Raw genomic sequence first — 23686 nt, 5'->3', positions numbered from 1 at the left:
TGCTCCTTAACGCAGACTGATTGTGGTATTGACACCAGTGGTTTCCTGGTCATCTTCAAACCAGCGGCTGGTAATGGTTTTGGTCTGGGTATAGAACTGCACCGCCTGTTTGCCATAAGGACCGAGATCACCCAGTTTTGAACCGCGTGAACCGGTAAAACTGAAGAAAGGCACAGGTACAGGAATTGGAATGTTAATGCCCACCTGACCGATATCAATCTGGTTCTGGAAGGTACGTGCCGTATTGCCATTTTGGGTAAACAGTCCAACGCCATTACCAAACGGATTGGCATTAATCAGTGCAATCGCCTGTTCCAAAGTATCGACATGCATGATCGCCAGTACCGGACCAAATACTTCTTCTTTATAAATGCGCATATCGGTCGTGACCTGATTAAAAATCGTTGGTCCGACAAAATTACCCTGTTCATAGCCTGGAACCTGCACATCACGGCCATCCAGCAGCATTTCAGCACCCTGTTCAACACCACTGTTAATTAAATCGATGACACGCGATTTGGCACGAGTTGAAATCACTGGTCCAACATCGGTATTCGGTTCATGCCCGGCATTTACCTTTAAGGTTTTGGTTTTATTGACCAGTTCATCGACCCAGTGCTTGGTCTCACCGACCATTACCGCCACGGAAAGTGCCATACAACGTTGACCTGCTGCGCCAAAAGCTGCACCGACCAAGGCATTTAAGGTCTGTTCTTTATTCGCATCTGGCATCACCACCACATGGTTTTTGGCGCCCATCATCGACTGCACACGCTTGCCGTGCTGGCCTGCCAGGTTATAGACATGCGTACCGACCGCGGTTGAACCAACAAAAGAAATCGCTTTAATGTCGCGATGGGTACACAGTAAATCGACCACTTCTTTGCCGCCATGTACTACATTCAGTACGCCAGCCGGTACACCGGCTTGAATCGCTAACTCAACCAGCATCATGGTCGATAGCGGATCCTGTTCTGAGGGTTTTAATACAAAGGTATTGCCGCAGACAATCGCCATCGGGAACATCCACAGTGGAATCATCGCCGGAAAGTTAAACGGGGTAATTCCTGCACAGACACCCAATGGTTGCTGCAAGGTATAGGTATCGACACCGCGTGCCACACCTTCAATATACTCACCCATTTGTAGTGAACCGATCGAACAGGCATGCTCCACCACTTCCAGACCGCGCTGAATATCACCTTCGGCATCGGCCAGAGTTTTCCCCTGTTCTGCTGTTAAGACCTGGGCAATACTTTTTAAATTCGTACGAATCAGATCCTGCAGCTTCAGCATGATGCGCATGCGTGCCTGGATCGGGGTTTGGCGCCAGCTGGTAAAGGCATTTTGCGCAGCCGCAATCGCAGCATTGACTTCTTCTGTAGTAGCAAATGGCACCTGCCCCAAGACTTCCTGAGTGGCAGGATTAACAATATCTTGCCAATGGCTGGTTTTTGATTCGACAAATTCACCATTAATGAGAAGTTTTGCGGTGGTGAATCCGGTACTTTGCTGTGGATGAGAAATGGCGTTCATGGTCGCTCCGTGCTGGTTTGTTATTGTCGTTGTATCTGCCTTTACTGGCTTTTATTTAACGTATAATTTTTACGCTGTTTCAGCAGACTAACAAAGAACACTTTGACCACCAATAGAAAATGATGCACGATGATTGTGCAAATTTGCACAGGGATTTAACAGGATGTTAAATAGAAGATGAAAGTGGATTGGGATCATTTACGTTTCTTTTTAGTTTTGGCACGTGCTAAAACGCTTACCAATGCAGCACGCTTGATTGGGGTTGAACACAGTACCGTGGCACGGCGGATTCAGGCCCTGGAAAATACCCTCGGTACTCAACTGTTTAAGCGCGAAGCCACCGGTTATGAACTGACCTCGGAAGGTCTGGCACTGGTACCGCGTGTGGAACAGATGGAGCAGTCCTTTATCCAGATTGACAAGCGCCACGACCCTTTGCAAGGTCGGGTCCGGATTGGTGCGCCAGAAGGTTTTGGTACGGCATTTTTAGCCCGTCTTTTGGCAGAATTTTCCCAGCATTATCCTTTGCTGACCATTGACCTGATTCCCGTACCGAAAGCGATCAAACTTTCACATCGAGAAGCCGATATTGTGATCGCGATTGACCGGCCCAAATCTGGCCCCTATATCATTACTCGTTTGTCTAACTACTGCCTGAAACTGTATGGCAGCCAGCATTATTTACAGCAAAATCCGGAAATTAAAAAACTGGAAGACCTCAAACAGCACCGTTTTGTCGATTATATTGATGATCTCGTCTATAGCACTGCACTGTATTCGCTGGAGCGTCTTCCCTTGCAGGTCAGTGCCTGTTTTCGCAGTAATAGTATTCTGGCGCAGGAAATTGCGGTTCGTGCAGGTGCTGGACTGGCCATTTTGCCGAAATTTCTGGTCAATGATAAAAGCGAACTCAAAGAGGTTTTGGGCGATCAGGTCAGTTTTACCCATACTTTCTGGATGCTGACGCTGGTCGATCTGCAACATGAACCAAAAATTAAACTGGTCTGGGATTTCTTGCGTAAACAAGCCGATCTTCAGCAAGACCTGTTAATGGGCAGATGAATATTGAACACACTGTTCACTTTGCAAGGCTACGTACTTTAGTTAAATCAACTGAAACAACAACGTATCGATACAGCAAATGAACGTATCACAACATTCCTGACGCTCATGACTTGTTAAATTAACAGTCGATCATTCGCGATGTTTTTTAATGAGCTACAGGAAAATAATATGAAAATCTTGATGGTACTGACTTCACATGACCAGCTGGGCGATACTGGCAAAAAAACTGGCTTCTGGTTGGAAGAGCTAGCTGCGCCTTATTACACCTTTGTCGATGCAGGCGCAGAGGTAGTTTTGGCTTCTCCTGCAGGTGGTCAGCCACCATTAGATCCAAAAAGTAATGAGCCGGATGCGCAAACCGAAACCACCAAACGCTTTGAAGTAGATGAGGTGGCCATGCAGGCTCTTGCCAATACACATAAACTGAGTGAAGTTCTCAATCAGGATTTTGATGCCGTGTTCTATCCAGGTGGTCATGGACCACTATGGGATCTGGCCAAAGACCAGAATTCCATTTCTTTAATTGAGCAAACCTTGCAGGCAGATAAACCTGTTGCGCTGGTCTGTCATGCTCCGGGTGTCCTGCGTGATGTGAAAGATGCCGAAGGCCATTCTATTGTAGAGGGCAAGACAGTCACCGGTTTTACTAATACCGAAGAAAACGGCGTAGGCCTAACCGATATTGTGCCATTTTTAGTGGAAGACATGCTGAAAGAAAAAGGCGGGAAATATTCCAAAGCTGAGGATTGGCAGGTGCATGTACAGCAAGATGGTTTACTGATTACCGGGCAAAATCCGGCCTCTTCTGCTGCAACCGCAGAAGCTTTATTAAAATTATTAAAATAGAAGTTAATCTAAAATTCGTATTAATCTTTTAGATCGCTTCTTTTTGAATAAGAAAAACCCTGAATGATGCAAGATTATTCAGGGTTTAATTTATCTATTTATTCCCAGATTTAGTTCGCTTCAACTGCCGTTGAGGCAATATGCTGAGCCAGTAATTCTCTGAGTTTAAATTTCTGGATTTTTCCCGATGGCGTCATCGGAATATCCTCCCAAATTTCCAGGCGTTCCGGAAGATACTGCATAGCCAGATTATGAGTTTTCAGGAAATCTACCAGCTCATTAAAACTTAACGGCTTTGTCTGATCTTTCAGCTTGATGATTGCACAGGAACGCTCGCCCATTCGCTCATCTGCATAAGCCACTAAAGCTACTGTGGCGATATTCGGATGCTTATAAAGTAGTGATTCAATTTCCGCGACCGGAATATTTTCTCCACCACGAATAATCACATCCTTCTTACGTCCGCAAATCCGGATGTAACCCTGCTCATCCTGATAGGCAATATCGCCAGTATCAAACCAGCCTTCAGTATCTGTATCGTTCAAATGTGGACGTTTTAAATAACCGCCAAAATTTGAACAGGTGCGGATCATCAAACGACCGGATTCATTCACGGCTTTGGTCTGACCTTTTTTATCCACGATCTTGATTTCCACGCCTGGTAAAGCGATGCCATCAGTATTGAAAGAGCGCTCATCTTCATCTTCAGGTCGGGTTAGCGTCACCGCACCACATTCAGTCATACCCCAGGCTGATATGACTTTAACACCCAGAATTTCCCGGGCTTTTTGCACCAATGGACCTGGAATGGGTGCGCCGGCACACAGGAAAATTTTCAGTGAATCAACCTTGTCATGCTGTTCCGCCACGGTATTGGACAGGTCATTCAGGAATGGAGTCGAAGCCATGGTGAAATTCACCTGATGCTGATGAATCAGATCTACGGCTTTGGCTACGTCCCAGACATCCTGTAACACCACTTTGGTATTCAGCTGAATTGGCATCATCAGGCCATACATAAAACCGGTCTGGTGCGCCATTGGTGACGCCATTAACACTACATCACTTTCGGTTAAATGCAAACGCTCGGCATAAGGGACAATATTAGAAAATAAGGTGTTGGCAGTATGCATCACTCCTTTCGGTTCACCGGTCGTGCCTGAGGTAAAAATCAGCTGGGTAATGTCATCCGGGCCAGATTCCAAGCTATCCAGTTCAGCAAGAGCTAAGAGATCCTGTTCCAGTCCATGATTAAGTAACAGACGATCAAAATTATTTTCACCTGCACCATTGACCACAATCACATGTTGCAGGGTATCCAGCTTGTTTTGCAGCTGATTGGCCAACTGTTCATGATTAAAATTGCGGAACGTTTTAGGTACAACAAAAACTTTGGATTCACCATGCTTGAGCATGAATTCCAGTTCACGTTCACGGAAGATCGGCATAAGCGGATTGAGTACTGCACCGATACGGCTACAAGCCAGATATAACAAGGTAAACTCCCACCAGTTCGGTAACTGGCAAGACACCACATCATTTTTTTCAACACCGAGTTGTCTCAAGCCCAGTGCAATTTTATTGGTCATGTCCCAAAGCTGCTGATAGCTGAAAGTCTGTTCAGTTTGATTCTCGACTTTAACGCTTACTAAAGCTGTTTTGTCCGGATTCTTTTCTACGGCACTACGTAAAAAATCAAGAATCGTTTGATTTAACCAGTATCCCTGTTTGAGCATGGCCTGTTTTCTGGCCGGGATCAGAACCGCATCGAAATCCATTCGCTTACTCCTCATTCTTTATAATTATCATATTCAGGTTTGGGCTTATTTTCCTTAAGCCGGAACAGCCTTACGTCCTGCTTTGTGCCGCGCAATAATGGTTTTCATAATCTGGGCTGTTCCATCACCAATCTGGAAACCGAGTACATCCCTCATACGCTGTTCCATCACACCACGGTCGTAACCGGCATGGCCAAAAGTCAACAGACATTGATGAATTACATCATAGGCCAGTTTTGGCCCCCACCATTTACACATGCCTGCTTCAGAGGTATGTGGCAGATGATTGTCCTTGAGCCACAAGGTTTGCAGGCAAAGTAAGCGTGCAGCCTCAACCTGGGTTTCGTATTCCGCGAGTGGATGTGAAACTCCCTGAAATGCAGTCAATGGCTGACCAAAAGCTTCGCGTTGCGCGGCATATTCCCAAGCTTCATCCAGACTCACCCGGGCAACGGCCAAAACCTGTAAACCGATCAGAGCACGAGAAAAATCAAAGCCCTGCATCACCTGCACAAAACCTTTGTTTTCATCCCCTAGACGGTGATTGACGGGTACGCGAACATTGTCAAAAAAGATTGAACCGCGACCGATCGCACGCTGACCATGACAATCAAATCGCGTGGTACTGATGCCCGGTAAATTCATCGGAACCAAGAGCGCTGTCACGCCATGCGCACCATCTTCATTGGCACCAGTACGACCGAAAACCACCGAAGCATCTGCCTGATCGGCCGCAGAAATTGAGGTCTTTTCGCCATTAATGACATATTCATCGCCATCACGTTCAATCTTTAAACGTAAATTCGCTGCATCTGAACCACCACGCGGCTCGGTCAAGGCAATTGAAAAGATAGCCTCGCCTGCAGTGAGTTTTTTCAACCAAGGCTCAACTACTTCAGGCTGACCATGTTCGGCCAGAATCTGCCCATTTAGGGAAGCAAGCAGGTTGATATAGGAGAAACTTAAATCTGCCTTGGCAATCGCTTCATGGATAATTCCGGCAGCCAGTCGGCCCATGCCCTGACCGCCGTATTGTTCCGGCAGTTCAGGTGCAATAAAGCCCATTTCACCCATCTTTTTGACCAGATCACGGTCAAAGACTCGGCTTTGGTCACGTTCCAGAAAGCCGGGAGCAATATATTTCTGGGCAAATTTTTCTGCTGTTTCTGCCAAAAACTCGAGTTCTTCAGTGATATAAGGATTCTTTTTCATGGAGCAGTCTCCTTATTTGGCATACTTACGGAATTCAGGCTGACGTTTTTCTTTCAGTGCATTGACTCCCTCACGAGACTCCTCAGTATCGTAATAAAGTTTCAGCGCATACATGCCCATGCCAGCAATACCCGCCTGATGTGCGGTATCCATATTGAAACTACGTTTGGCAATTGCTATGGCAGTCGGACTACGCTGACAGATTTCTTCAGCCCAGGCCTGCACTTCGGCATCCAGTTGATCGGCCGGTACGCATTTATTCGCCAAACCTATTTCTACAGCTTCCTGACCAGAATAACGACGGCACATATACCAGATTTCACGGGCTTTCTTTTCACCTACCACACGCGCTAAAAATGCCGTGCCATAGCCCGGATCAACCGATCCCATTTTTGGACCAACCTGGCCAAAAATGGCTTTGTCTGAACAGATGGTCAGGTCACAAATGGTTGCCAGCACATTGCCACCACCAATGGCATAGCCTTGTACGCGTGCAATTACCGGTTTGGGTACATCACGAATGGCGGTATGTAATTCTTCCATCGGTAAGCCAATCGTTCCACGGCCATCATAATTGCCGTCGTGCGCCGACTGGTCACCACCTGTACAGAAGGCTTTCTCACCCGCGCCTGCCAGCACAATTGCGCCCACGTTACGGTCATAACCTGCTTTATTTAATGCCTTGATCAGCTCGTCACAGGTGGTACCACGGAAAGCATTCATTTTTTCCGGACGGTTAATCGTGATCCAGGCAACACCGTTTTTAACTTCATATAAGATATCTTCAAAATTCATTTTCTTTACATCCTGTACTGTTTTTATCTATCTGATTGAACTGTGTTTATTATGAGATTTAATGATGATGTCCGTTTAACCGTTCATGGTTAAACCGCCAGAAACACTGAGTACCTGCCCGGTAATAAAGCTGGCGTCATCACTCAAGAAAAAGGCAATGGCAGAAGCTAAATCATCCGGCTGACCCAAGCGACCCAGCGGAATGGCACGAATAAAGGCTTCACGTAATTTTTCCGGATTTGATGCACCTTCAGTCACGCCTGCAAGCAAAGCCGTATCGGTGGGTCCCGGGCAAATCACGTTTATTTTGATGTTGTGACGTGAGTGTTCACGTGCCAGCGTTTTAGAGAAAGATAACAAGCCGCCTTTACAGGCCGCATAGACTGCTTCACCTGAAGAACCGACCCGAGCTGCGTCAGAAGCAATATTGACAATACTGCCGGAATTGCGTTCAACCATGCCTTTCAGCACTACAAAATGCATATTCAGCATACCGACCAGATTAATCTGGATCAGTTTTTCCCATTCCTGCGGATTGGTTTTAACAAAAGGTTTAAAAATATCCCAGCCGGCATTGTTGACCAGTCCATCAATTGGACCGAGTTCAGTTTTGGTTTTTTGAACCGCCTGCTCAACCACGTCCATTTGGGTAATATCACACTGAATTGCCAGTGCCTGACCATATTGATTGATTTTATTTGCCAGCTTTTCAGCCGCTTCCAGATTCATATCAAAAATGGCGACTTTGGCACCTTCCTCTGCCAGACGTCGGCAGGTGGCTGAACCAATTCCGCCTGCTCCGCCTGTCACAATCACAACCTTGTCTTTTAATCCTTTCATTGCTCATCCTTACGCTATTTTGTTGTTGAATTTAATCGGCTGTTGTTTTAATTCGGTGTGTTTTATCTAAAATAGAAAGAGATTGAATTTATGTCAATGCATTTACATAAAATAATAATTATAAATTATTATTTATATATTTATCATTAACTTAATATTTTTAATTATTCAATGTATTGACCTATATTGTTTTTTGGCTTTAGATTAATTTGAATCCGACTTCACTCTAGGGCCAAATTATGTCTTTTGCATGACAGATAATTTATTCCTTTAAAATTAGGAAGAAAACCTTAGATATTTGACGAGTGAGCGCAATGGAAGTGAGGAGAAAAAGAGAGATTTCCAAACCATAAAACTGATTGACTCAGAATTTAAATAGGAAAATTTCTGCAAAAACACTATGATTTTTAAAACAAATTATAATAGAAACTGATTTGTGCGAAAAAGCGATAGGCTATACTCTGCGCGGCTCGGCTATTTCAGTTTTGAGGATGTCCAATATTGTGAGTGATACGTTGTCAAAAAAATATGATCAATCCTTATACTCTGCTCATAACCGGCTTTTTTTCCGGCTGTTTCAGGTGGGCAACAGTTTGGACCGTAAATGCCTCAATGAGTTAAAAATATCTCCAGTACATTGGGCCGTGCTGGGTGCTTTGTCCCGTCCAAAAGTTAAATCAGGAATGTCATTCTCTGATCTGACGGAATATCTGGGGGTGAGTCGGCAAAACCTGGACGCAGTATTAAAACGTCTGGAACGTGATGGACTGGTGGAACGGGTCATTAGCGAACAGGACCGCCGCGCTAAAATTGTTGCGCTGACGGCTGAAGGCTTGGAAACATGGGACAACTTGCAAGCTGATTTCTTTGATTTTTATGGTCAAGCCTTAAATAAGCTGGCCTTTGATGATGTGATTACCCTGATTCATCTACTCAATAAAGTAAATGATGGTTTAAAAAGTATTCATCTGCATAAAGAAGCAGATCAGGAATAAACAAATAGAAATTCAGCTCTAATTGATGAATATAAAAAAAGAGCCTGTATTCAGGCTCTTTTTTTGAAGTTGAAATTATGCTTTTTGTGGATCGTATTGACGGTCTTTAATGAAAATCCCGGACACTGCGCCACACAAGAAATAGGCACCGCCCATAATCAGGAAGCCTAGACCAATTGAACCACCGCTGGCTGCCGCGCCAATAATCGCAGGTGCAAACATGGCGCCAATACGACCTGCATTATAAGCACCCCCTACTGCAGTACCACGAATCGAAGTGGCAAAGCTTTCCGTCATATAAGTGGCATTAATCGCATATGGAATACCATACAGGAATCCAAAGAAAATCAGCAGATAGGCAATGTTATCTGGCGTATTGAATAGCACAATCACGGGCAGGAAAATCGCCGTTCCAATTGCTCCAAACGAAAAGACAGCGCGTCTACCCAGACGGTCTGCAGCAAAGCCCGCCAGAATTTTTCCGAAAATCATGGCTACATAGGTACCAATCATATAGCCTGCCATGGATTTAAAATTCATGTGCAATTCAGATTCCAGATATGCCGGCATCCAGTTGTTTACGCCATAGTAGCCAAATTGCAGAAAACCGGCCGTAGAGATCCACAAAATAAACATTCTGCGATTCGCAGGATCCGCGAAAATCTCTTTGACTGTGCTTTTTTTGGCGGGTTGCTGTGCTGTAATTTCAGCTGGGGCATATAGACGCTGCAAACGTGCACGCTGCCAGGATTCTGGCTCAGGAACCAGTTTCTGGATAAAAATCGCCATAACCGAGGGAATAATGGCAATAAAAAACAGGGTTCGCCAGCCATATTCTGGAATGATACAGCCTGCCAGTACAGTGGCCACAATATAACCGACGGTCCATCCTGCCTGTAAGGTACCTAAAACCGTGGTGCGATATTCAGTTGGAACATATTCAGCCATGAGCGTATTGGCTGCAATATATAAAGAGCCTATGCCAAAGGCAGAAAGAAAGCGTAAAACAGCAAATTGTTCAAAGTTCTGTGCAAAGCCTAAGGCTGCGGTCAATATGGAAAATACCAGAATCGAAATGACTACGGTACGTACACGGCCCAGACGGTCACAGGCCCAGCCACCCATAAAGCCACCAATCGCCATACCTGCTAAGGTAAAACTGCCTAGTGTACCGGCCTGCAGATTACTGAGACCAAACTCTGCTTTCAGGCTATTTAAACTGAAAGACAGCAGCAACATGTCCGCGCCATCTACCAGTAAAGCCAGAAAGGCGAAAATAAAAGCAATTTGCTGCGTTCGTTTGGTCGTAGGTTTAATCTTTTCTAATTCTCTCGCTAAATCCGTCATATTTAAATCTCTGTTTTCCTATCCTTAGGTTTTCATGATCTTTTATATTTAAAGCTATTCCGCTAATGAATATGCTTTAAGGCTAATCCGTTTTTAATTCACTTGATTGACTCCTTTTTTAATCCTGTCTGGGAGATCGCTTTTTCCTTTTTATCAGTGACCTCTTGTTCTTCGTTCATACTTATATTTGCATCAGGCTAAAGAAAATAAGATGAATATTCATCATTTTAGATGTTTTATTTTGTTATACGAAATTTATTATCATAAAGTTGATTGTTCTTTCATTTTCATATAGCTTTAAAAAGAGGGATAAGAACGATATGTCATTTGAATATGATCGAACAGGGAGCGTAATAATGGGTGCCTTAACAGGATTTCGTGTACTGGATTTAAGCCGGATTTTGGCTGGGCCCTGGTGTAGCCAGATTCTGGCTGATCTGGGTGCAGAAGTGATCAAGATTGAAAAACCGGATCATGGGGATGATACCCGTATCTGGGGACCACCTTGGCTTAAAAACAATCACCAGCAAGATACCCATGAATCGGCTTATTACCTGTCAGCCAACCGTGGCAAGCATTCGGTTGCAATCGATTTATCTACACCTGAAGGTCAAAGTATTATCAAAAAACTTGCTGAACAGAGTGATGTAGTCATTGAAAACTATAAAGCCGGTTCGTTGAAACGATATGGGCTGGATTATGAAAGTCTGAGCCAGCTAAATCCGCGACTGGTATATTGTTCCATTACCGGTTTTGGCCAGAACGGTCCGCGTGCGCAAGAGCCGGGCTATGATTTTATCGTTCAGGGAATGGGTGGCATGATGAGTGTCACTGGCGAACGTGATGACCTGCCCGGTGGTGGCCCACAAAAAGCGGGTCTGGCCTTTGCCGATTTGACCACCGGCTTATATGCCGCAATTGCCATTCAGGCGGCTTTGTTGTCCCGTGAGAAAACCGGTGAAGGTCAGTATATTGATATGGCGCTGCTGGATACCCAGGTTGCTTCCCTCTCTGTTCTGGCCATGAATTATCTCACCTCAGGCAAAGTACCCGGTCGCTTCGGAAACGCGCATGCCAATATTGTGCCCTATCAGGTGTTCAAAGCCCAGGAAGGTGAATTTATTATTGCCTGTGGTAATGATCTGCAATTTCAAGCTTTGTGTCAGGCCGTTGGTCTGGCTAAGGTGGCAGAAGATCCTCGCTTCTTAAAAAATTCTGGACGTGTTACACATCGTGAAGAATTGACCACAGTTCTACAGGCTCATTTCTATACTAGACCGGCAAAAACCTGGGTGGATTTAATCCATGCGGTTAAAGTGCCGGTAGGAATGATCAATGACCTGAAACAGACTTTGCAAGAAGAACAGGTATTGGCACGCGATATGGTGATTCAGATGCCGCATACTTTACGTGAAGATTACACCTCAATCGGTTCACCGATCAAACTCTCCAAGACACCGGTAGAATATAAAAAGGCACCCCCTTGTCTGGGTGAAGATACCGATGCCATTTTGAGTCAATATTTAAGTTCTGCTGAAATGGAAGAACTGAAAAGCAAAAAAGTTATCCAGCAGCGATAAGCCTGCAAGCAGTAAAAAAGGAATCTTGCGATTCCTTTTTTATTTTAAAGATAATGGATTAGATCATTCCTTAACAGGCCTTAGCGCTGGGCTGAACAGTACGAGGCAGTTCACGACGCAGAATTTTGCCTACTGCAGACTTTGGTAGTTCGGACACAAATTCAATGTATTTCGGCAATTTATAACTGGTCAGTTGCTGCTTCAGATAAGTCATGATTTCATCTTGGGTTAGAGTTTCATCCTGTTTCACAATAAATGCCTTGGGTACCTGTCCAGATTTTTCATCATCAATACCAATCACTGCACATTCCAGTATTTTAGGATGTTTGGACAGTACGCCTTCCAGTTCATTGGGATAAACATTAAATCCGGACACCAGAATCATGTCTTTTTTGCGGTCCAGAATGGTGATATAGCCCTGCTCGTTCATGCAGCCGATATCACCTGTCAGGAAGTAACCATCTTTGGTAAATACCTGTGCCGTAGCTTCGGGTTGCTGCCAGTATCCTTTCATCACCTGTGGACCACGTATGGCGATTTCTCCAGCCTGATTAAGCTCTACAGGTTTTCCTTCATCATTCAGAATCAGAATTTCAGTTCCTGCCAATGGCAAGCCAATCGTGCCACTAAATCGCCGGCTTAAAGGCGGGTTAAAAGTTGCAGTTGGTGAGGTTTCAGAAAGTCCGTAGCCTTCATAAATCTGACAGCCTGTGACCTCATGCCATAACTCTGCCGTATTTTTCAGAATAGATGCTCCTCCGCCGGTTGTGGTTTTCAGGCTTGAATGATCCAGCTCACGGAAACGTGGATGATGCGCCAAGGCATTAAACATAGTATTCACCCCGGGGAAAACAGTGGGTGGATGTTTCTGGTATTGATCCACCAAAGCATCCAGATCTCTCGGATTGGGAATCAGGACATTGGCGAAACCACGGCTTAAACCATAACTGAACAGGCAGATGGTAAATCCATAAATGTGATACAGCGGCAAGGCACAGAATACATATTCATTTTCAGCGGCATAGCGGTCACCAAAATGGCTGATAAACACGGTACTGTTCTGGGCGATATTAAATAAAATATTGCGATGGCTTAGTTCTGCGCCTTTAGAAACACCTGTGGTTCCTCCCGTGTATTGCAGAATGACCGTATCTTCCTGATGCTGTACAGGCGGTTCAAAATCAATAATCTTTACCTGATTTATTGCCTGTCTAAAGTCAGAAAACTGTTTATCTGGATATTGTGCTGCCTGACTATAAATAGCACTTGGCTGCTCTTGAATAAAATCCAGCGGATGCGTCGAAATGACATATTTGAGTTCAGGACATTCATCTAGTGCTGTTAATTGCTCCAAAGTCTGTCCCAGGATAATCAAGGCTTCTGCACCTGAATCCTGTAGCTGATGATAGAGCTCGCGCTGGGTGTACATGGGATTGACATTGACCAGCACATAACCAGCACGAATAATGGCAAAAGTAGCAATTGGATATTGAATAATATTAGGCAGCATCACCGCAATACGGCTGCCAGCAGTCAGCCCAAGACTCTGTAAATAGCTTGCCAGTTTCTGGCTATACACATCGATATCGTGATAGCTGAATTTGCGATCCAGATAGATAAAGGCGGTTTTATCCTGAAATTTCACCAAATTCTCAGCAATTGTCGTGCTCAGGGTTTTCTCAGGATCTGGCCGGGTAAACTCCGGATTGATATTCCACTTTTTATATTCTTCCATCCATGGCTGACTGCTCATGACTATACTCCTGTCCTGGATTTACATTTATTTTGTATTGTTGAAACTATAAAATTTTGATTTTAATTAAATATTTTTAAACCACTTTCTGCGGTCTCGATTCAACATACTGATAGTGATAACCGCTACGAATAAAATGCTGATTTTTATCCCTAAATGAATGAGCATAATCGGGCCAGACCAAAGTCAGCTTACGACTGACCGGGTCCAGATACCAGCTTTTACAGCTTTCCGATAACCAGACACTACCTTGGGAAAGTTGCTGTAGCTCTTGCATATAGCTATTTTCAGCGCTCTGATCCGCTTCGAAAACCTGAATCTGTTCCTGCTCAAAAAATTGCAAGGCATCCAGCACCAGATCAAACTGGGTTTCCAGAAAGTAAAGCGCTGAATTATGCCCACTGCCTGTATTTGGCCCATTCAGGATAAACAGGTTTGGAAAGTTGTGTACGGTCGTTGACTGATAACCCTGCATACCGCTGGACCATTGCTGTTCCAGACTTAAACCCTGTTTACCGACTACCTTTGCGGCATAGGGTGGACGCGCCGCTTCAAATCCGGTGGCAAATACGATGATATCTGCAAAAAATCTATTTCCAGCCTGACTGAATACACCGTCTTTCGTAACTTCTGCCAATGCTGAGTCTTCAAGTGTGACATTTGGTTTTAGAAAAGTCGGATAATAATCATTAGAAAGCAATAAGCGCTTACAACCAGGTTCATAATTCGGCGTAAGTTTGCGCTGTAATTCAGGATCTGAAATCTGATGTTTTAAGAATTGCAGGCAGTTTTTCTTGACCCGCTCAATCTGGCTTTTCAGATTACGGCGCTGGGCAAAATTGTATTCATTGCCCCAGAACAAGGAATGTCTGAGGGCCGACATACTGTCCGGATCTTTGCGGAAAAGCTGTTTTTCTGACTCAGAATAAGCTCGGTCTGGTCGGGGCAAAATATATGGCGCACTACGTTGCAAGACGGTCAGGCTTTTGGCTGTTTTGGAAATTTCCGGCACAAGCTGGATGGCAGAAGCACCAGAACCCACCACAACGACATGTTGATTTTCCAGATTCAGCTCGTGGTTCCAGCGCGCGGAATGCATCACTTGGCCTTCAAATTCTTCCAGCCCCGGAATTTGCGGGAGATGCTCATCTGCCAGATGCCCGGTTGCGGTAATTAAGATCTCAGCCTGATACAGACCTCTAGAGGTTTGTACTTCCCAAATGCGCTCTTTAGCATCCCAGCGGGCTTTTTCCAGTTGGGTATGAAAATTAATATGGGGCCGGATATTTTCCTGATCACAGCATTGAATTAAATAGCGCTGAATTTCTACCCCTTGTGGAAAGACACGCGACCAGTTGGGATTTTTAATAAACGAGAAAGAATATAAATGGGAAGGTACATCACAGGCGACTCCGGGATAGGTATTGTCACGCCAAGTGCCGCCCACTTCTGCTGCACGTTCAATGATTTTAAAATCGTGGATGCCCTGCTGTTTAAGGCGAATTGCCATGCCCAAACCGCCAAAACCGCTGCCTACAATCAGAATCTTGCTGCGCTGTCCTTGAGCTTGCATTATTTATCTCCTTTAAGGCATATAAGGCTGGATTTTTTGATTCGCCGGATATTGTTCTGGATGCTGGCTAAACTGATTGATCAGTTGCACTACTTCTGCTGGCGCTTCAATATGGATTGTATGTCCTGAAGAAATTTCGATATAGCGACTGTTCAAAATTGAAGCAAAGAGTAGTTTTGCTTGTGCTAGAGGCACCATACGGTCTTCACGACAGGCCACGATCAAGGTCTCCGCAGAGATTTCTGGCAAGATTGCAGTGATATCAATGTGATAATTCAGTTCACGCTGTTTGGCTGCATCTTGGGAAGGTTTAACAAAACGTGCCAGATCCAGTACCTGCTGTTCGCTACGGGCAGATAGATAGTCATCGCTATATAGGCAATAATTCACAAAATGAGGCAAGGCCGCAGATTGTTCAGTAAATAACTGTTGCCAGATAACGGTACGCAGTTGTTGCACCGAGCTGGTTTTGGCCCAACCGGCTAACAAGATCAAACGCGCTACGCGCTGTTTTAAACTGGCTGCCACTTGTGCAGCAATCACGGCACCGAGTGAATAGCCTACCACTGTAATGATTTCATCTTTTGCAACTGCATGCTGAATCAATGCTTCAACCTGTTGGCTAAAATCAGTCACCTTTAGATCAGCTTTATTCGGGGTATGCAAATCAATGGATAAAACCCGCTGATGAATACCCAGCATCGGAAAAATATAGCTGAAATGCTTGTCGGTATTTCCACCGGTGCCATGAATCAAAATAATAGTCGGAAATGCAGAACGCTGTCCGACTTCATGAAAATTAAGCTGCAGATCAGCATAAGGACACTGTCGAGTAATCATGTCTAAATCCATATAGACTCCTGATCTTGTTGTTTTATGGTTTATTCAATATCCGAGAATAAATCTCAATATTTGAATTGGGTGAGGATGCAAAAATTATTAAAAAAGACCCACGACACGAGTATCGTGGGTCAAAAGGTTTAATCGAATTTGAACTCTTCAGGTTCAAGTAAAAACAGGCTTTCACCGCCCGCCTGAATATTGGCAAAGTGGGTTGAAGTTCTTGGCAAAATACGCGCAAAGAAGAATTGTGCAGTTTTGATCTTGGCTGCATAGAACGGATCAGTATTGCCTTCTTCAATTTTCTGCTGCGCAGTAATTGCCATTTTCAGCCACAAATAAGCGGACACGACATAACCAGAGAAATATAGGTAGTCAACTGATGCTGCCCCAATTTCATTGGCAGACTGTTGAGCCTGCTCCTGAATGGTTCTGGTTAATTTCAGCCATTGTTCAGTCAACTGGCTGACTTGTGCAACTTGCTGGCTGAACTGGACATGTTGCTGATGCTCTTTTACAAAGCCCTGAATTTCATCGGTTAATGCGGTCAGCAAACCCAATTTTGAGCCCAGCACTTTACGCGCCAGCAAGTCAATGGACTGAATTTCAGTAGTTCCTTCATAGAGGCTGGCAATACGTGCATCACGGGCAATCTGTTCCATGCCATGTTCAGCAATATAACCGTGACCACCGAAAATCTGCATACCATGTTTAGCCGCTTCTATGCCGGTTTCGGTCATTAATGCTTTGGCAATAGGGGTTAATAATGCTAGACGGTCTTCAGCTGCTTTCTTTTCTTCCGGGCTGTCAGTGGCTTCAGCGATATCGGCATAGGTCGCCAGATAATATGCAAGTGCACGTGAACCTTCTGCAAACACCTTTTGAGTCAGCAGCATGTTACGTACTGCCGGATGCACGATAATCGGATCTGCAGGTTGGCCTGGCGCTTTCGCACCTTCAAGTGAACGCATCGCCAGACGGTCTTGGGCATAAGCCAATGCCCCCTGATAAGAAGACTCTGCTGCTGCCAAGCCTTGAATGGCTGTACCGATACGTGCCGAGTTCATAAAGGTAAACATGCAGTTTAGGCCGCGATTTTCAGGCCCAATCAGGAAACCTTTGGCATTATCAAAATTCAGCACACAGGTCGCGTTACCGTGAATGCCCATCTTGTGTTCAAGAGCGCTACATACCACGCCATTACGGGAAGCCACATTACCAGCTTCATCCAGATTGTATTTCGGCACAATAAACAGCGAAATACCTTTGGTTCCCGCAGGTGCATCTGGCAAACGTGCCAATACGATATGCACGATATTTTCAGCCAGATCATGTTCACCGGCTGAGATAAAGATTTTCTCGCCACTGATGCTATAGCTGCCGTCTTCATTTGGCACTGCTTTGGTACGGATTAAACCTAGGTCAGAACCGGCATGAGATTCAGTCAAGCACATGGTTCCAGTCCAGCGGCCTGCAATTAAAGGTACCAGAAACTTCTGTTTCTGTTCATCGCTACCGTGGTGCTCTAAAGTACGCATGGCACCATGGGACAGGCCTGGGTACATGCCCCAAGACCAGTTCGTTGCGGTAATAATTTCAGAAATGGCAATACGGTATAAGGTCGGGAAGCCCTGACCGCCATATGCTTCGTCACCAGTTAATGAGGTAAAGCCGAGTTCTACATATTTGTCATAAGCTGCTTTAAACCCATCCGGGGTGGTTACGACGCCATCCTGCAAACGGCAACCCTGCTGGTCGCCTGTCGCATTAATCGGTAGAAGTTCATTTTGGCAAAAGTCCGCAGCGACTTCCAGATATTGCTCCATAATATCCATAGAAACCTTGTCTGCGAATTTTGCATAGCCCTGATATTTCTGTTCAACGTTTAACAGGTCTTTCAGCACGAACTTCATGTCTTTTAATGGCGCAATATAATTTCTCATCGTAATTCCCTTGTATGAGTTCTAATTTGTATATTTATGACTATTAATTTCATAATACGAAATTATGTTTTAAATCCACTATAATATAATTTAAAGAATAAAATCTAGTCATTCGATGAAATTTCCCATTTAAAAATAAAAAATATACAGGATGAAAAAAAGCCATTCATGGTGGAATGGCTTTTCTATACAGCGACTGCACTAAGGCTGATTAACGTGGAAAAAATTGAGCTAAACGCTGATGAACGATCTGCTCTGCCTCCTGCATAATATTTTCAATCAGCGTCTGGCAAGTCGGAATGTCATGAATCAATCCCATCACTTGACCTGCAGTCAGAACTCCCGCATCCACATCGCCATTTTCTAAAGCGAGCTTGCCTTTTAAACCGCTGACATAGGGACGAATCTGTTCAAATTGCAGATTTGGATCTTCACTCATTTTAACGACTAGATCAGATACTGCATTTTTGGCAACACGGGCGGTATTTCGGAACTGTCGATACAAAAGATGTGTCGCCCTTTCATCATTATCGACATAAAACTGTTTGATGTTTGGATGGATCGGGGCTTCCTGAGTGGCACAAAAGCGTGTACCCATATTGATGCCTTCGGCACCCAAAGCCAAAGCTGCGACCAGACCACGACCATCAGCAAAACCGCCACTGGCCACAATCGGCACAGTGAGCTGATCCGCAGCGGCAGGAATTAAAATCAGGCCAGGAATATCGTCTTCACCCGGATGGCCCGCACATTCAAAACCATCAATCGAAATGATATCCGCACCGATTCTTTGTGCTGAAAGCGCATGACGGACGGAAGTACATTTATGAATGACAATAATGCCGTGTTGCTTAAACGCCTCAATATGTTCATGTGGCTTGTTGCCTGCTGTTTCTACGATTTTGATACCGCTTTCAATGATCGCCTGTCGGTATTCTGCATATGGCGGCGGATTCACAGCGGGCAATAAAGTCAGATTGACCGCAAAAGGCTGATCGGTCATTTCTCGGCAGCGTGCAATTTCCTTGACCAAGGCTTCAGGCGTCGGTTGAGTCAATGCCGTTAATGTTCCCAAGCCACCTGCATTAGATACGGCACTGGCCATTTCTGCGGTACCGACCCACATCATGCCGCCCTGAATAATTGGATAGCGAATGCCTAAAAGCTCGGTAATACGGGTCTGAATTTTCATAAATGCTCTCCTTAGCGTCCGGTAAATTGTGCAGGACGTTTTTCAACAAAGGCCTGCACACCCTCTTTGTAGTCCTGGCTACTTAAGGCCAAGTATTGCAGGTTTTGTTCCAGCTCCAGTTGCTGATCCATGCTATTTTCAGCACTGCGTTGCAAAGCCTGTTTGGTTAAGGCCAGTGCATAGGTCGGCTGTCGTGCCAGTCGCTGTGCAAGCTCATCGATATAAGCATCAAATTCTGCATCAGGGATCATTTTCCAGATCATACCCATTTCAGCCGCTTCTTTGGCATGCACAGGCTCACCAAGTAAAGTCAGTGCCATGGCACGTGCATAGCCGATCAAACGCGGCAACATCCAGGTGCCGCCGGCATCAGGAATTAAGCCAATTTTAGAAAAGGCTTGAATAAATTTGGCACTTTCCTTGGCAATAACCAGATCGCAAGCCAGCGCGATATTGGCCCCTGCACCGGCAGCCACACCATTTACTGCCGCAAGCACCGGTTTGGGACTTTTACGAATCAGGTTGATCAAAGGATTATAATATTTGGCTAGAGAGCCTTCGGGAGGCAACGGCACACTACCGAGCTGCCCGGCACGTTCTTTTAAATCCTGTCCCGCTGAAAATGCCCGACCATTACCACGAATCACAATCACCCGAATATCCGAGTCTGTATTCCAGCTTTTCAGCATCTGCTGCACTTCCTCATGCATTTGCCGATTGAAACTGTTCAGTGAATCTGGACGGTTAAAACTTAAAGTAGCAACGCCTTGCTGAACCTGGGTCTGAATCGTTTCCCACATCATCAATTTCCTTATTTTTCCGGTATCCCTACAATTAATAGCCTTTATTGACATCTACCTGATGGCATAAATCCAGCCCGAGATTTAAACGTCGGTCATTTTCTAGAATCTGTTCCACCACCACAGACATAGGTGCATGTGAAGCAACATGTGGTGTAACAACGATCTTTTCATGCTGCCAGAATGGATGTTCAGCAGCTAATGGCTCCTGTTCAAATACGTCGACAATTGCGCCACGGAGATGACCTGAATCCAGTGCATTGAGTAGATCCTGCTCGATTAAATGCTGCCCACGACCCACCTGAATAAGAGCAGCGTGTTCAGGTAACTGTTGAAATAATTCAGCAGAAAGAATACCGGTGTTTTCTTCAGTGAGTGGCAGCAGATTAATCAATATCTGGCTGTGGGCCAGGAACTCGGAAAGCTGTTCTTGGCCTACATAGCTTTTGACCTGAGCAATCTCTTTTGGGGAATTGGACCATCCAGACACCTGATAGCCCATGTCGGCAAAACGTTTTGCCACATAACCGCCCATATGGCCAAGGCCCATAATCCCGATCTGGATATGATGACTATAACTTTGACGATACTGTTTCCATAACTGCTGCTTTTGCTGCTGGATCATGCGGTCAAAATAACGCTGAAAATACAGCACACCCCAAAGCAGATAATCAAACATGCCTTTTTGATGATGTGGATCCAGTACCCGGCAGACTGACTGGTCAGATCTAATCTCGTTTAAATTTAAATGTTCGACTCCTGCAGCAATCGAATGAATCAGACCAAGTTCTGGAAGTTGTCGGAGTTTTTCTAAATCTGGAAACCACGAGGCTGCTGTGGTCGCCAGTTCTGCTTCCGGGCTGTCCAATGTACAAAAACTGCCCTCAGGGGCATATTTCTGAAAAGACTTCACCAGAATTGCTTCAATATTCGGCACAGTACTGGATATCACAATCATGATGCATACTCCGTATATTGATGCTCAATCAGGGATAACGCAGCCTGCCAGGCACGCTGTAAAATCGGTTCAACTAAAGGACTGGCGAACTGCTTGGCAGTTTTAATTCGGACTTCTTCTGTTGGATAATGCAGTTCGGCACCCCCACTTAAAGCTTTGATCTGCGCCTGACAGGCACGCTCCAGAAAATAGATTTCATGAAAGGCCCGTGCAATCGTTTCGCCAGCCGTTAAAAGTCCGTGATTGCGTAAAATCATGGCGCGATGGCTACCCAGGTCCTGAATCAGGCGCTCCTGTTCATCTGTTGACAATGCAACGCCCTCATATTCGTGATAGGCCACCTGCTGATAAAATTTCAACGCATGCTGGGAAATGGGAAGAAGTCCGTGTTTCTGTGCAGAAACTGCTATGCCATCCGCGGTATGCGTATGAATGACACAATTCAGATGAGCATGTGCTTCATGAATCGCGGCATGGATGACAAAGCCTGCCATATTCACCGGCTTATCCTGTTCATAGCTTTCTACGACCTGCCCTTCATGATTAATCTTGACCAGCGTTGAGGCACACATTTTTTCAAAAGCGACACCATACTGATTAATCAGAAAACAGTCAGGCTGATCAGGGACTCTTAAACTGATGTGAGTATCGATCAGATCCGTCATCCGGTAATGCGCAATAATGCGATAAAGCGCTGCGAGTTCACATCGTGCCTGCCACTCGGCATCTGTGACGAGATTTTTTATTGTCATCGTTCCATCCTGGAAAAATATAGCATTTCGATCACTATCTGTTATATCATAATTTTAGAAAAACAGAATATTATTTCATAAGGCGAAATAAATCATTACAAGGAGTTGATATGCCAATATCACAATTAAACGGACTTGAATATCTCACCGCAATTAAAAATGGGGAAATTCCCAGTTCAGCCATGAGTGAAATTATTCCCATGCGTCTGACCTTGGTGCGCGAAAACTATGTGGAATATGAGGTGCGTCCTGATCAGCGCCATTACAATTTACAAGGCGGAATTCATGGCGGCTTTTGTGCAACGGTTCTAGATAGTGCTACTGGCGCTGCCGTGCATACGACAGTAGATGCAGGTGTCAGTTTCTCAACAATTGACCTGAATGTGAAAATGCTGAAAGCAATGAAAAGTGGTGAAACCTATACTGCGATTGGTGAAGTCATCCGGATCGGACGCAATGTGCTGACCTCAGAAGGCCGAATTATCGATAAAGAAGGTAAAGTTTATGCCTTTGGTTCAGCGACTTTATTAGTCACTGCCCGTAAGTAAATCATTACACTGATGTAATCAATCCCTGCATGTGCAGGGATTTTTATTTTGAAAGAAAAATCCCAATAAAAAATGCCATGCATATCATATATACATGGCATTTAGGTGATGACTAAAACTGTTAGGCAGCTTCAGGGTTTTCAATCACCATCGCCAGCCCTTGCCCCAGACCGATACACAGACTGATCACGGCATATTTTTTACCGGTACGCTGTAACTGACGTGCAACGGTTAAAGCCAAACGCGCACCCGAACAGCCCAGTGGATGACCAATGGCAATCGCACCACCATTTGGATTGACACGCGGATCATCCAAAGCGACATCCAGACCTTTCAGGCAAGATAATACCTGACTGGCAAAGGCTTCATTAATCTCGATGACATCCATATCATCTAGCGTCAAACCAGCACGTTGTACTGCCTTTTTAATCGCTTCAATTGGGCCTGCACCCATGATGCGTGGCTCAATGCCAGCGGCTGCAGAAGACAGGATACGAGCTAAAGGTTTTAAGCCATACTGTTCCTGCACTTTTTCACTGCCGATAATCAGTGCTGCAGCGCCGTCATTGATACCTGATGCATTACCCGCTGTTACTACACCACCTTCGAAAAGCGGTTTTAACTTGGATAAAGCTTCAAATGTTGAAGATGCACGTGGATGCTCATCCTCAGTAATTTGTTTAGGCGGCAGTTTACGTCCTTGAGAAACTTCAATCGGGGTAATTTCACCTTCAAAGAAACCTGTTTCTTTCGCTGCCTGATATTTTGCCTGTGAAGCAGCAGCAAAGGTGTCAGCCTGTTCACGGCTAATACCGAATTCTTCAGCCACGTTATCACCTGTTTCAGGCATGCTGTGCGCGCCAAACTGATCCGTAAATTTACGGTTTGGGAAACGGGTACCAATCGTGGTGTCATAAATTTTGGCATCACGTGAATAAGCACTTTCTGCTTTGCCCATCACAAAAGGTGCGCGGGTCATACTTTCTACGCCACCGGCAATGTACAACTCGCCTTCACCTGCAGTAATGGCACGTGCCGAATCAATCACAGCACCAAGACCTGATGCACATAAACGGTTTACCGTCTGACCTGGAACTGTTACCGGCATACCCGCTAACAACGCTGCAAAACGTGCCACATTACGGCTGTCTTCACCGGCCTGATTGGTGCTACCAAAGATTACATCTTCTACATCTGCTGCCGGGATACCGGTTTTTTCCAGCAGGTTTTTAATGACTGTAGCTGCCAGATCATCTGGACGTACGCTTGCCAGACTTCCTGCATGGCGACCGATTGGTGAACGTAAACCATCATAAATATATGCATTTAACAT

Annotated in this window: 20 protein-coding genes; 5 read left to right on the top strand and 15 right to left on the bottom strand. The window is 45.0% G+C overall.

Features of this window, described 5'->3' with window-relative positions; translation table 11 throughout:
- Nucleotides 1–6: 6 nt before the first annotated feature.
- Nucleotides 7–1536, bottom strand: coding sequence for a CoA-acylating methylmalonate-semialdehyde dehydrogenase (locus tag MWG72_RS05245; protein WP_247143380.1), 1530 nt, complete (start codon nt 1534–1536; stop codon nt 7–9).
- Nucleotides 1537–1713: 177 nt separating this feature from the next.
- Between MWG72_RS05245 and MWG72_RS05240 the strand changes: the two genes are divergently transcribed.
- Nucleotides 1714–2598, top strand: coding sequence for a LysR family transcriptional regulator (locus MWG72_RS05240; protein ID WP_247143379.1), 885 nt, complete (start codon nt 1714–1716; stop codon nt 2596–2598).
- A 171-nt stretch (nt 2599–2769) separates the two neighbouring features.
- Nucleotides 2770–3447 carry a type 1 glutamine amidotransferase domain-containing protein gene (locus MWG72_RS05235; protein ID WP_247143378.1) on the top strand — a complete coding sequence of 226 codons (678 nt, stop codon included), beginning with the start codon at nt 2770–2772 and terminating at the stop codon, nt 3445–3447.
- A 110-nt stretch (nt 3448–3557) separates the two neighbouring features.
- Here the strand turns inward: MWG72_RS05235 and aliA are convergent, their stop codons facing one another.
- From aliA to MWG72_RS05215, 4 genes are all read right to left on the bottom strand, one after another.
- Nucleotides 3558–5225, bottom strand: coding sequence for a cyclohexanecarboxylate-CoA ligase (gene aliA / locus MWG72_RS05230; RefSeq protein WP_247143377.1), 1668 nt, complete (start codon nt 5223–5225; stop codon nt 3558–3560).
- A 54-nt stretch (nt 5226–5279) separates the two neighbouring features.
- Nucleotides 5280–6437, bottom strand: coding sequence for a cyclohexanecarboxyl-CoA dehydrogenase (gene aliB / locus MWG72_RS05225; protein WP_247143376.1), 1158 nt, complete (start codon nt 6435–6437; stop codon nt 5280–5282).
- 12 nt (nt 6438–6449) lie between these two features.
- Nucleotides 6450–7232, bottom strand: coding sequence for a 2-ketocyclohexanecarboxyl-CoA hydrolase (gene badI, locus MWG72_RS05220; protein ID WP_247143375.1), 783 nt, complete (start codon nt 7230–7232; stop codon nt 6450–6452).
- 75 nt (nt 7233–7307) lie between these two features.
- The gene (locus tag MWG72_RS05215) at nt 7308–8072 is read right to left on the bottom strand and encodes a glucose 1-dehydrogenase (protein WP_247143374.1); all 765 of its coding nucleotides are present in this window, start codon (nt 8070–8072) and stop codon (nt 7308–7310) included.
- A 503-nt stretch (nt 8073–8575) separates the two neighbouring features.
- Between MWG72_RS05215 and MWG72_RS05210 the strand changes: the two genes are divergently transcribed.
- On the top strand, nt 8576–9067 hold the full coding sequence (locus MWG72_RS05210; protein ID WP_247143373.1) for a MarR family winged helix-turn-helix transcriptional regulator: 492 nt from the start codon (nt 8576–8578) through the stop codon (nt 9065–9067).
- 75 nt (nt 9068–9142) lie between these two features.
- On the opposite strand, the gene MWG72_RS05205 is transcribed toward MWG72_RS05210, so the two are convergent.
- Nucleotides 9143–10414, bottom strand: coding sequence for an MFS transporter (locus MWG72_RS05205; RefSeq protein ID WP_247143372.1), 1272 nt, complete (start codon nt 10412–10414; stop codon nt 9143–9145).
- Nucleotides 10415–10770: 356 nt separating this feature from the next.
- On the opposite strand from MWG72_RS05205, the gene MWG72_RS05200 reads away from it, so the two are divergent.
- Complete coding sequence (locus MWG72_RS05200) at nt 10771–11994, top strand: CaiB/BaiF CoA transferase family protein (RefSeq protein WP_247143371.1); 1224 nt, start codon at nt 10771–10773, stop codon at nt 11992–11994.
- 70 nt (nt 11995–12064) lie between these two features.
- Here the strand turns inward: MWG72_RS05200 and MWG72_RS05195 are convergent, their stop codons facing one another.
- The 8 genes from MWG72_RS05195 to MWG72_RS05160 form a co-directional block, all read right to left on the bottom strand.
- Nucleotides 12065–13747 (bottom strand): AMP-binding protein, encoded by a 1683-nt coding sequence (locus MWG72_RS05195; RefSeq protein ID WP_247143370.1) that lies wholly within the window; start codon nt 13745–13747, stop codon nt 12065–12067.
- A gap of 76 nt (nt 13748–13823) precedes the next feature.
- Nucleotides 13824–15320 (bottom strand): flavin-containing monooxygenase, encoded by a 1497-nt coding sequence (locus MWG72_RS05190; RefSeq protein WP_247143369.1) that lies wholly within the window; start codon nt 15318–15320, stop codon nt 13824–13826.
- A 12-nt stretch (nt 15321–15332) separates the two neighbouring features.
- Nucleotides 15333–16172, bottom strand: a complete 840-nt coding sequence (locus MWG72_RS05185) for an alpha/beta fold hydrolase (protein WP_247143368.1) — start codon at nt 16170–16172, stop codon at nt 15333–15335.
- Between the two features lie 128 nt (nt 16173–16300).
- Nucleotides 16301–18103 (bottom strand): acyl-CoA dehydrogenase C-terminal domain-containing protein, encoded by a 1803-nt coding sequence (locus MWG72_RS05180; protein ID WP_004280299.1) that lies wholly within the window; start codon nt 18101–18103, stop codon nt 16301–16303.
- 211 nt (nt 18104–18314) lie between these two features.
- The gene (locus tag MWG72_RS05175; protein ID WP_247143367.1) at nt 18315–19295 is read right to left on the bottom strand and encodes an NAD(P)H-dependent flavin oxidoreductase; all 981 of its coding nucleotides are present in this window, start codon (nt 19293–19295) and stop codon (nt 18315–18317) included.
- Between the two features lie 11 nt (nt 19296–19306).
- A complete protein-coding gene (locus MWG72_RS05170) occupies nt 19307–20095 on the bottom strand; it encodes an enoyl-CoA hydratase-related protein (RefSeq protein ID WP_247143366.1) in 789 nt (262 codons plus the stop codon).
- A 34-nt stretch (nt 20096–20129) separates the two neighbouring features.
- Complete coding sequence (locus tag MWG72_RS05165; RefSeq protein WP_005266398.1) at nt 20130–21053, bottom strand: 2-hydroxyacid dehydrogenase; 924 nt, start codon at nt 21051–21053, stop codon at nt 20130–20132.
- On the bottom strand, nt 21050–21805 hold the full coding sequence (locus MWG72_RS05160; RefSeq protein ID WP_247143365.1) for a class II aldolase/adducin family protein: 756 nt from the start codon (nt 21803–21805) through the stop codon (nt 21050–21052). Before MWG72_RS05160 ends, MWG72_RS05165 begins: the two co-directional genes overlap by 4 nt.
- A gap of 110 nt (nt 21806–21915) precedes the next feature.
- On the opposite strand from MWG72_RS05160, the gene MWG72_RS05155 reads away from it, so the two are divergent.
- Nucleotides 21916–22353: a PaaI family thioesterase gene (locus MWG72_RS05155; RefSeq protein ID WP_005100341.1), complete on the top strand. Its 438-nt coding sequence runs from the start codon at nt 21916–21918 to the stop codon at nt 22351–22353.
- 121 nt (nt 22354–22474) lie between these two features.
- Here the strand turns inward: MWG72_RS05155 and MWG72_RS05150 are convergent, their stop codons facing one another.
- Complete coding sequence (locus MWG72_RS05150; protein ID WP_247143364.1) at nt 22475–23686, bottom strand: 3-oxoadipyl-CoA thiolase; 1212 nt, start codon at nt 23684–23686, stop codon at nt 22475–22477.

The sequence above is a fragment of the Acinetobacter lwoffii genome (assembly GCF_022967985.1).
GTDB lineage: Bacteria > Pseudomonadota > Gammaproteobacteria > Pseudomonadales > Moraxellaceae > Acinetobacter.
This window is presented reverse-complemented; position numbering and strand designations above follow the sequence as displayed.

What these genes read in the sequence shown, in the direction of transcription:
- MWG72_RS05245 (WP_247143380.1), bottom strand. Translation starts at nt 1,536, where the DNA reads ATGAACGCCATTTCTCATCCACAGCAAAGTACCGGATTCACCACCGCA.
- MWG72_RS05240 (WP_247143379.1), top strand. Translation starts at nt 1,714, where the DNA reads ATGAAAGTGGATTGGGATCATTTACGTTTCTTTTTAGTTTTGGCACGT.
- MWG72_RS05235 (WP_247143378.1), top strand. Translation starts at nt 2,770, where the DNA reads ATGAAAATCTTGATGGTACTGACTTCACATGACCAGCTGGGCGATACT.
- aliA (WP_247143377.1), bottom strand. Translation starts at nt 5,225, where the DNA reads ATGGATTTCGATGCGGTTCTGATCCCGGCCAGAAAACAGGCCATGCTC.
- aliB (WP_247143376.1), bottom strand. Translation starts at nt 6,437, where the DNA reads ATGAAAAAGAATCCTTATATCACTGAAGAACTCGAGTTTTTGGCAGAA.
- badI (WP_247143375.1), bottom strand. Translation starts at nt 7,232, where the DNA reads ATGAATTTTGAAGATATCTTATATGAAGTTAAAAACGGTGTTGCCTGG.
- MWG72_RS05215 (WP_247143374.1), bottom strand. Translation starts at nt 8,072, where the DNA reads ATGAAAGGATTAAAAGACAAGGTTGTGATTGTGACAGGCGGAGCAGGC.
- MWG72_RS05205 (WP_247143372.1), bottom strand. Translation starts at nt 10,414, where the DNA reads ATGACGGATTTAGCGAGAGAATTAGAAAAGATTAAACCTACGACCAAA.
- MWG72_RS05200 (WP_247143371.1), top strand. Translation starts at nt 10,771, where the DNA reads ATGGGTGCCTTAACAGGATTTCGTGTACTGGATTTAAGCCGGATTTTG.
- MWG72_RS05195 (WP_247143370.1), bottom strand. Translation starts at nt 13,747, where the DNA reads ATGAGCAGTCAGCCATGGATGGAAGAATATAAAAAGTGGAATATCAAT.
- MWG72_RS05190 (WP_247143369.1), bottom strand. Translation starts at nt 15,320, where the DNA reads ATGCAAGCTCAAGGACAGCGCAGCAAGATTCTGATTGTAGGCAGCGGT.
- MWG72_RS05185 (WP_247143368.1), bottom strand. Translation starts at nt 16,172, where the DNA reads ATGGATTTAGACATGATTACTCGACAGTGTCCTTATGCTGATCTGCAG.
- MWG72_RS05180 (WP_004280299.1), bottom strand. Translation starts at nt 18,103, where the DNA reads ATGAGAAATTATATTGCGCCATTAAAAGACATGAAGTTCGTGCTGAAA.
- MWG72_RS05175 (WP_247143367.1), bottom strand. Translation starts at nt 19,295, where the DNA reads ATGAAAATTCAGACCCGTATTACCGAGCTTTTAGGCATTCGCTATCCA.
- MWG72_RS05170 (WP_247143366.1), bottom strand. Translation starts at nt 20,095, where the DNA reads ATGTGGGAAACGATTCAGACCCAGGTTCAGCAAGGCGTTGCTACTTTA.
- MWG72_RS05165 (WP_005266398.1), bottom strand. Translation starts at nt 21,053, where the DNA reads ATGATTGTGATATCCAGTACTGTGCCGAATATTGAAGCAATTCTGGTG.
- MWG72_RS05160 (WP_247143365.1), bottom strand. Translation starts at nt 21,805, where the DNA reads ATGACAATAAAAAATCTCGTCACAGATGCCGAGTGGCAGGCACGATGT.
- MWG72_RS05155 (WP_005100341.1), top strand. Translation starts at nt 21,916, where the DNA reads ATGCCAATATCACAATTAAACGGACTTGAATATCTCACCGCAATTAAA.
- MWG72_RS05150 (WP_247143364.1), bottom strand. Translation starts at nt 23,686, where the DNA reads ATGTTAAATGCATATATTTATGATGGTTTACGTTCACCAATCGGTCGC.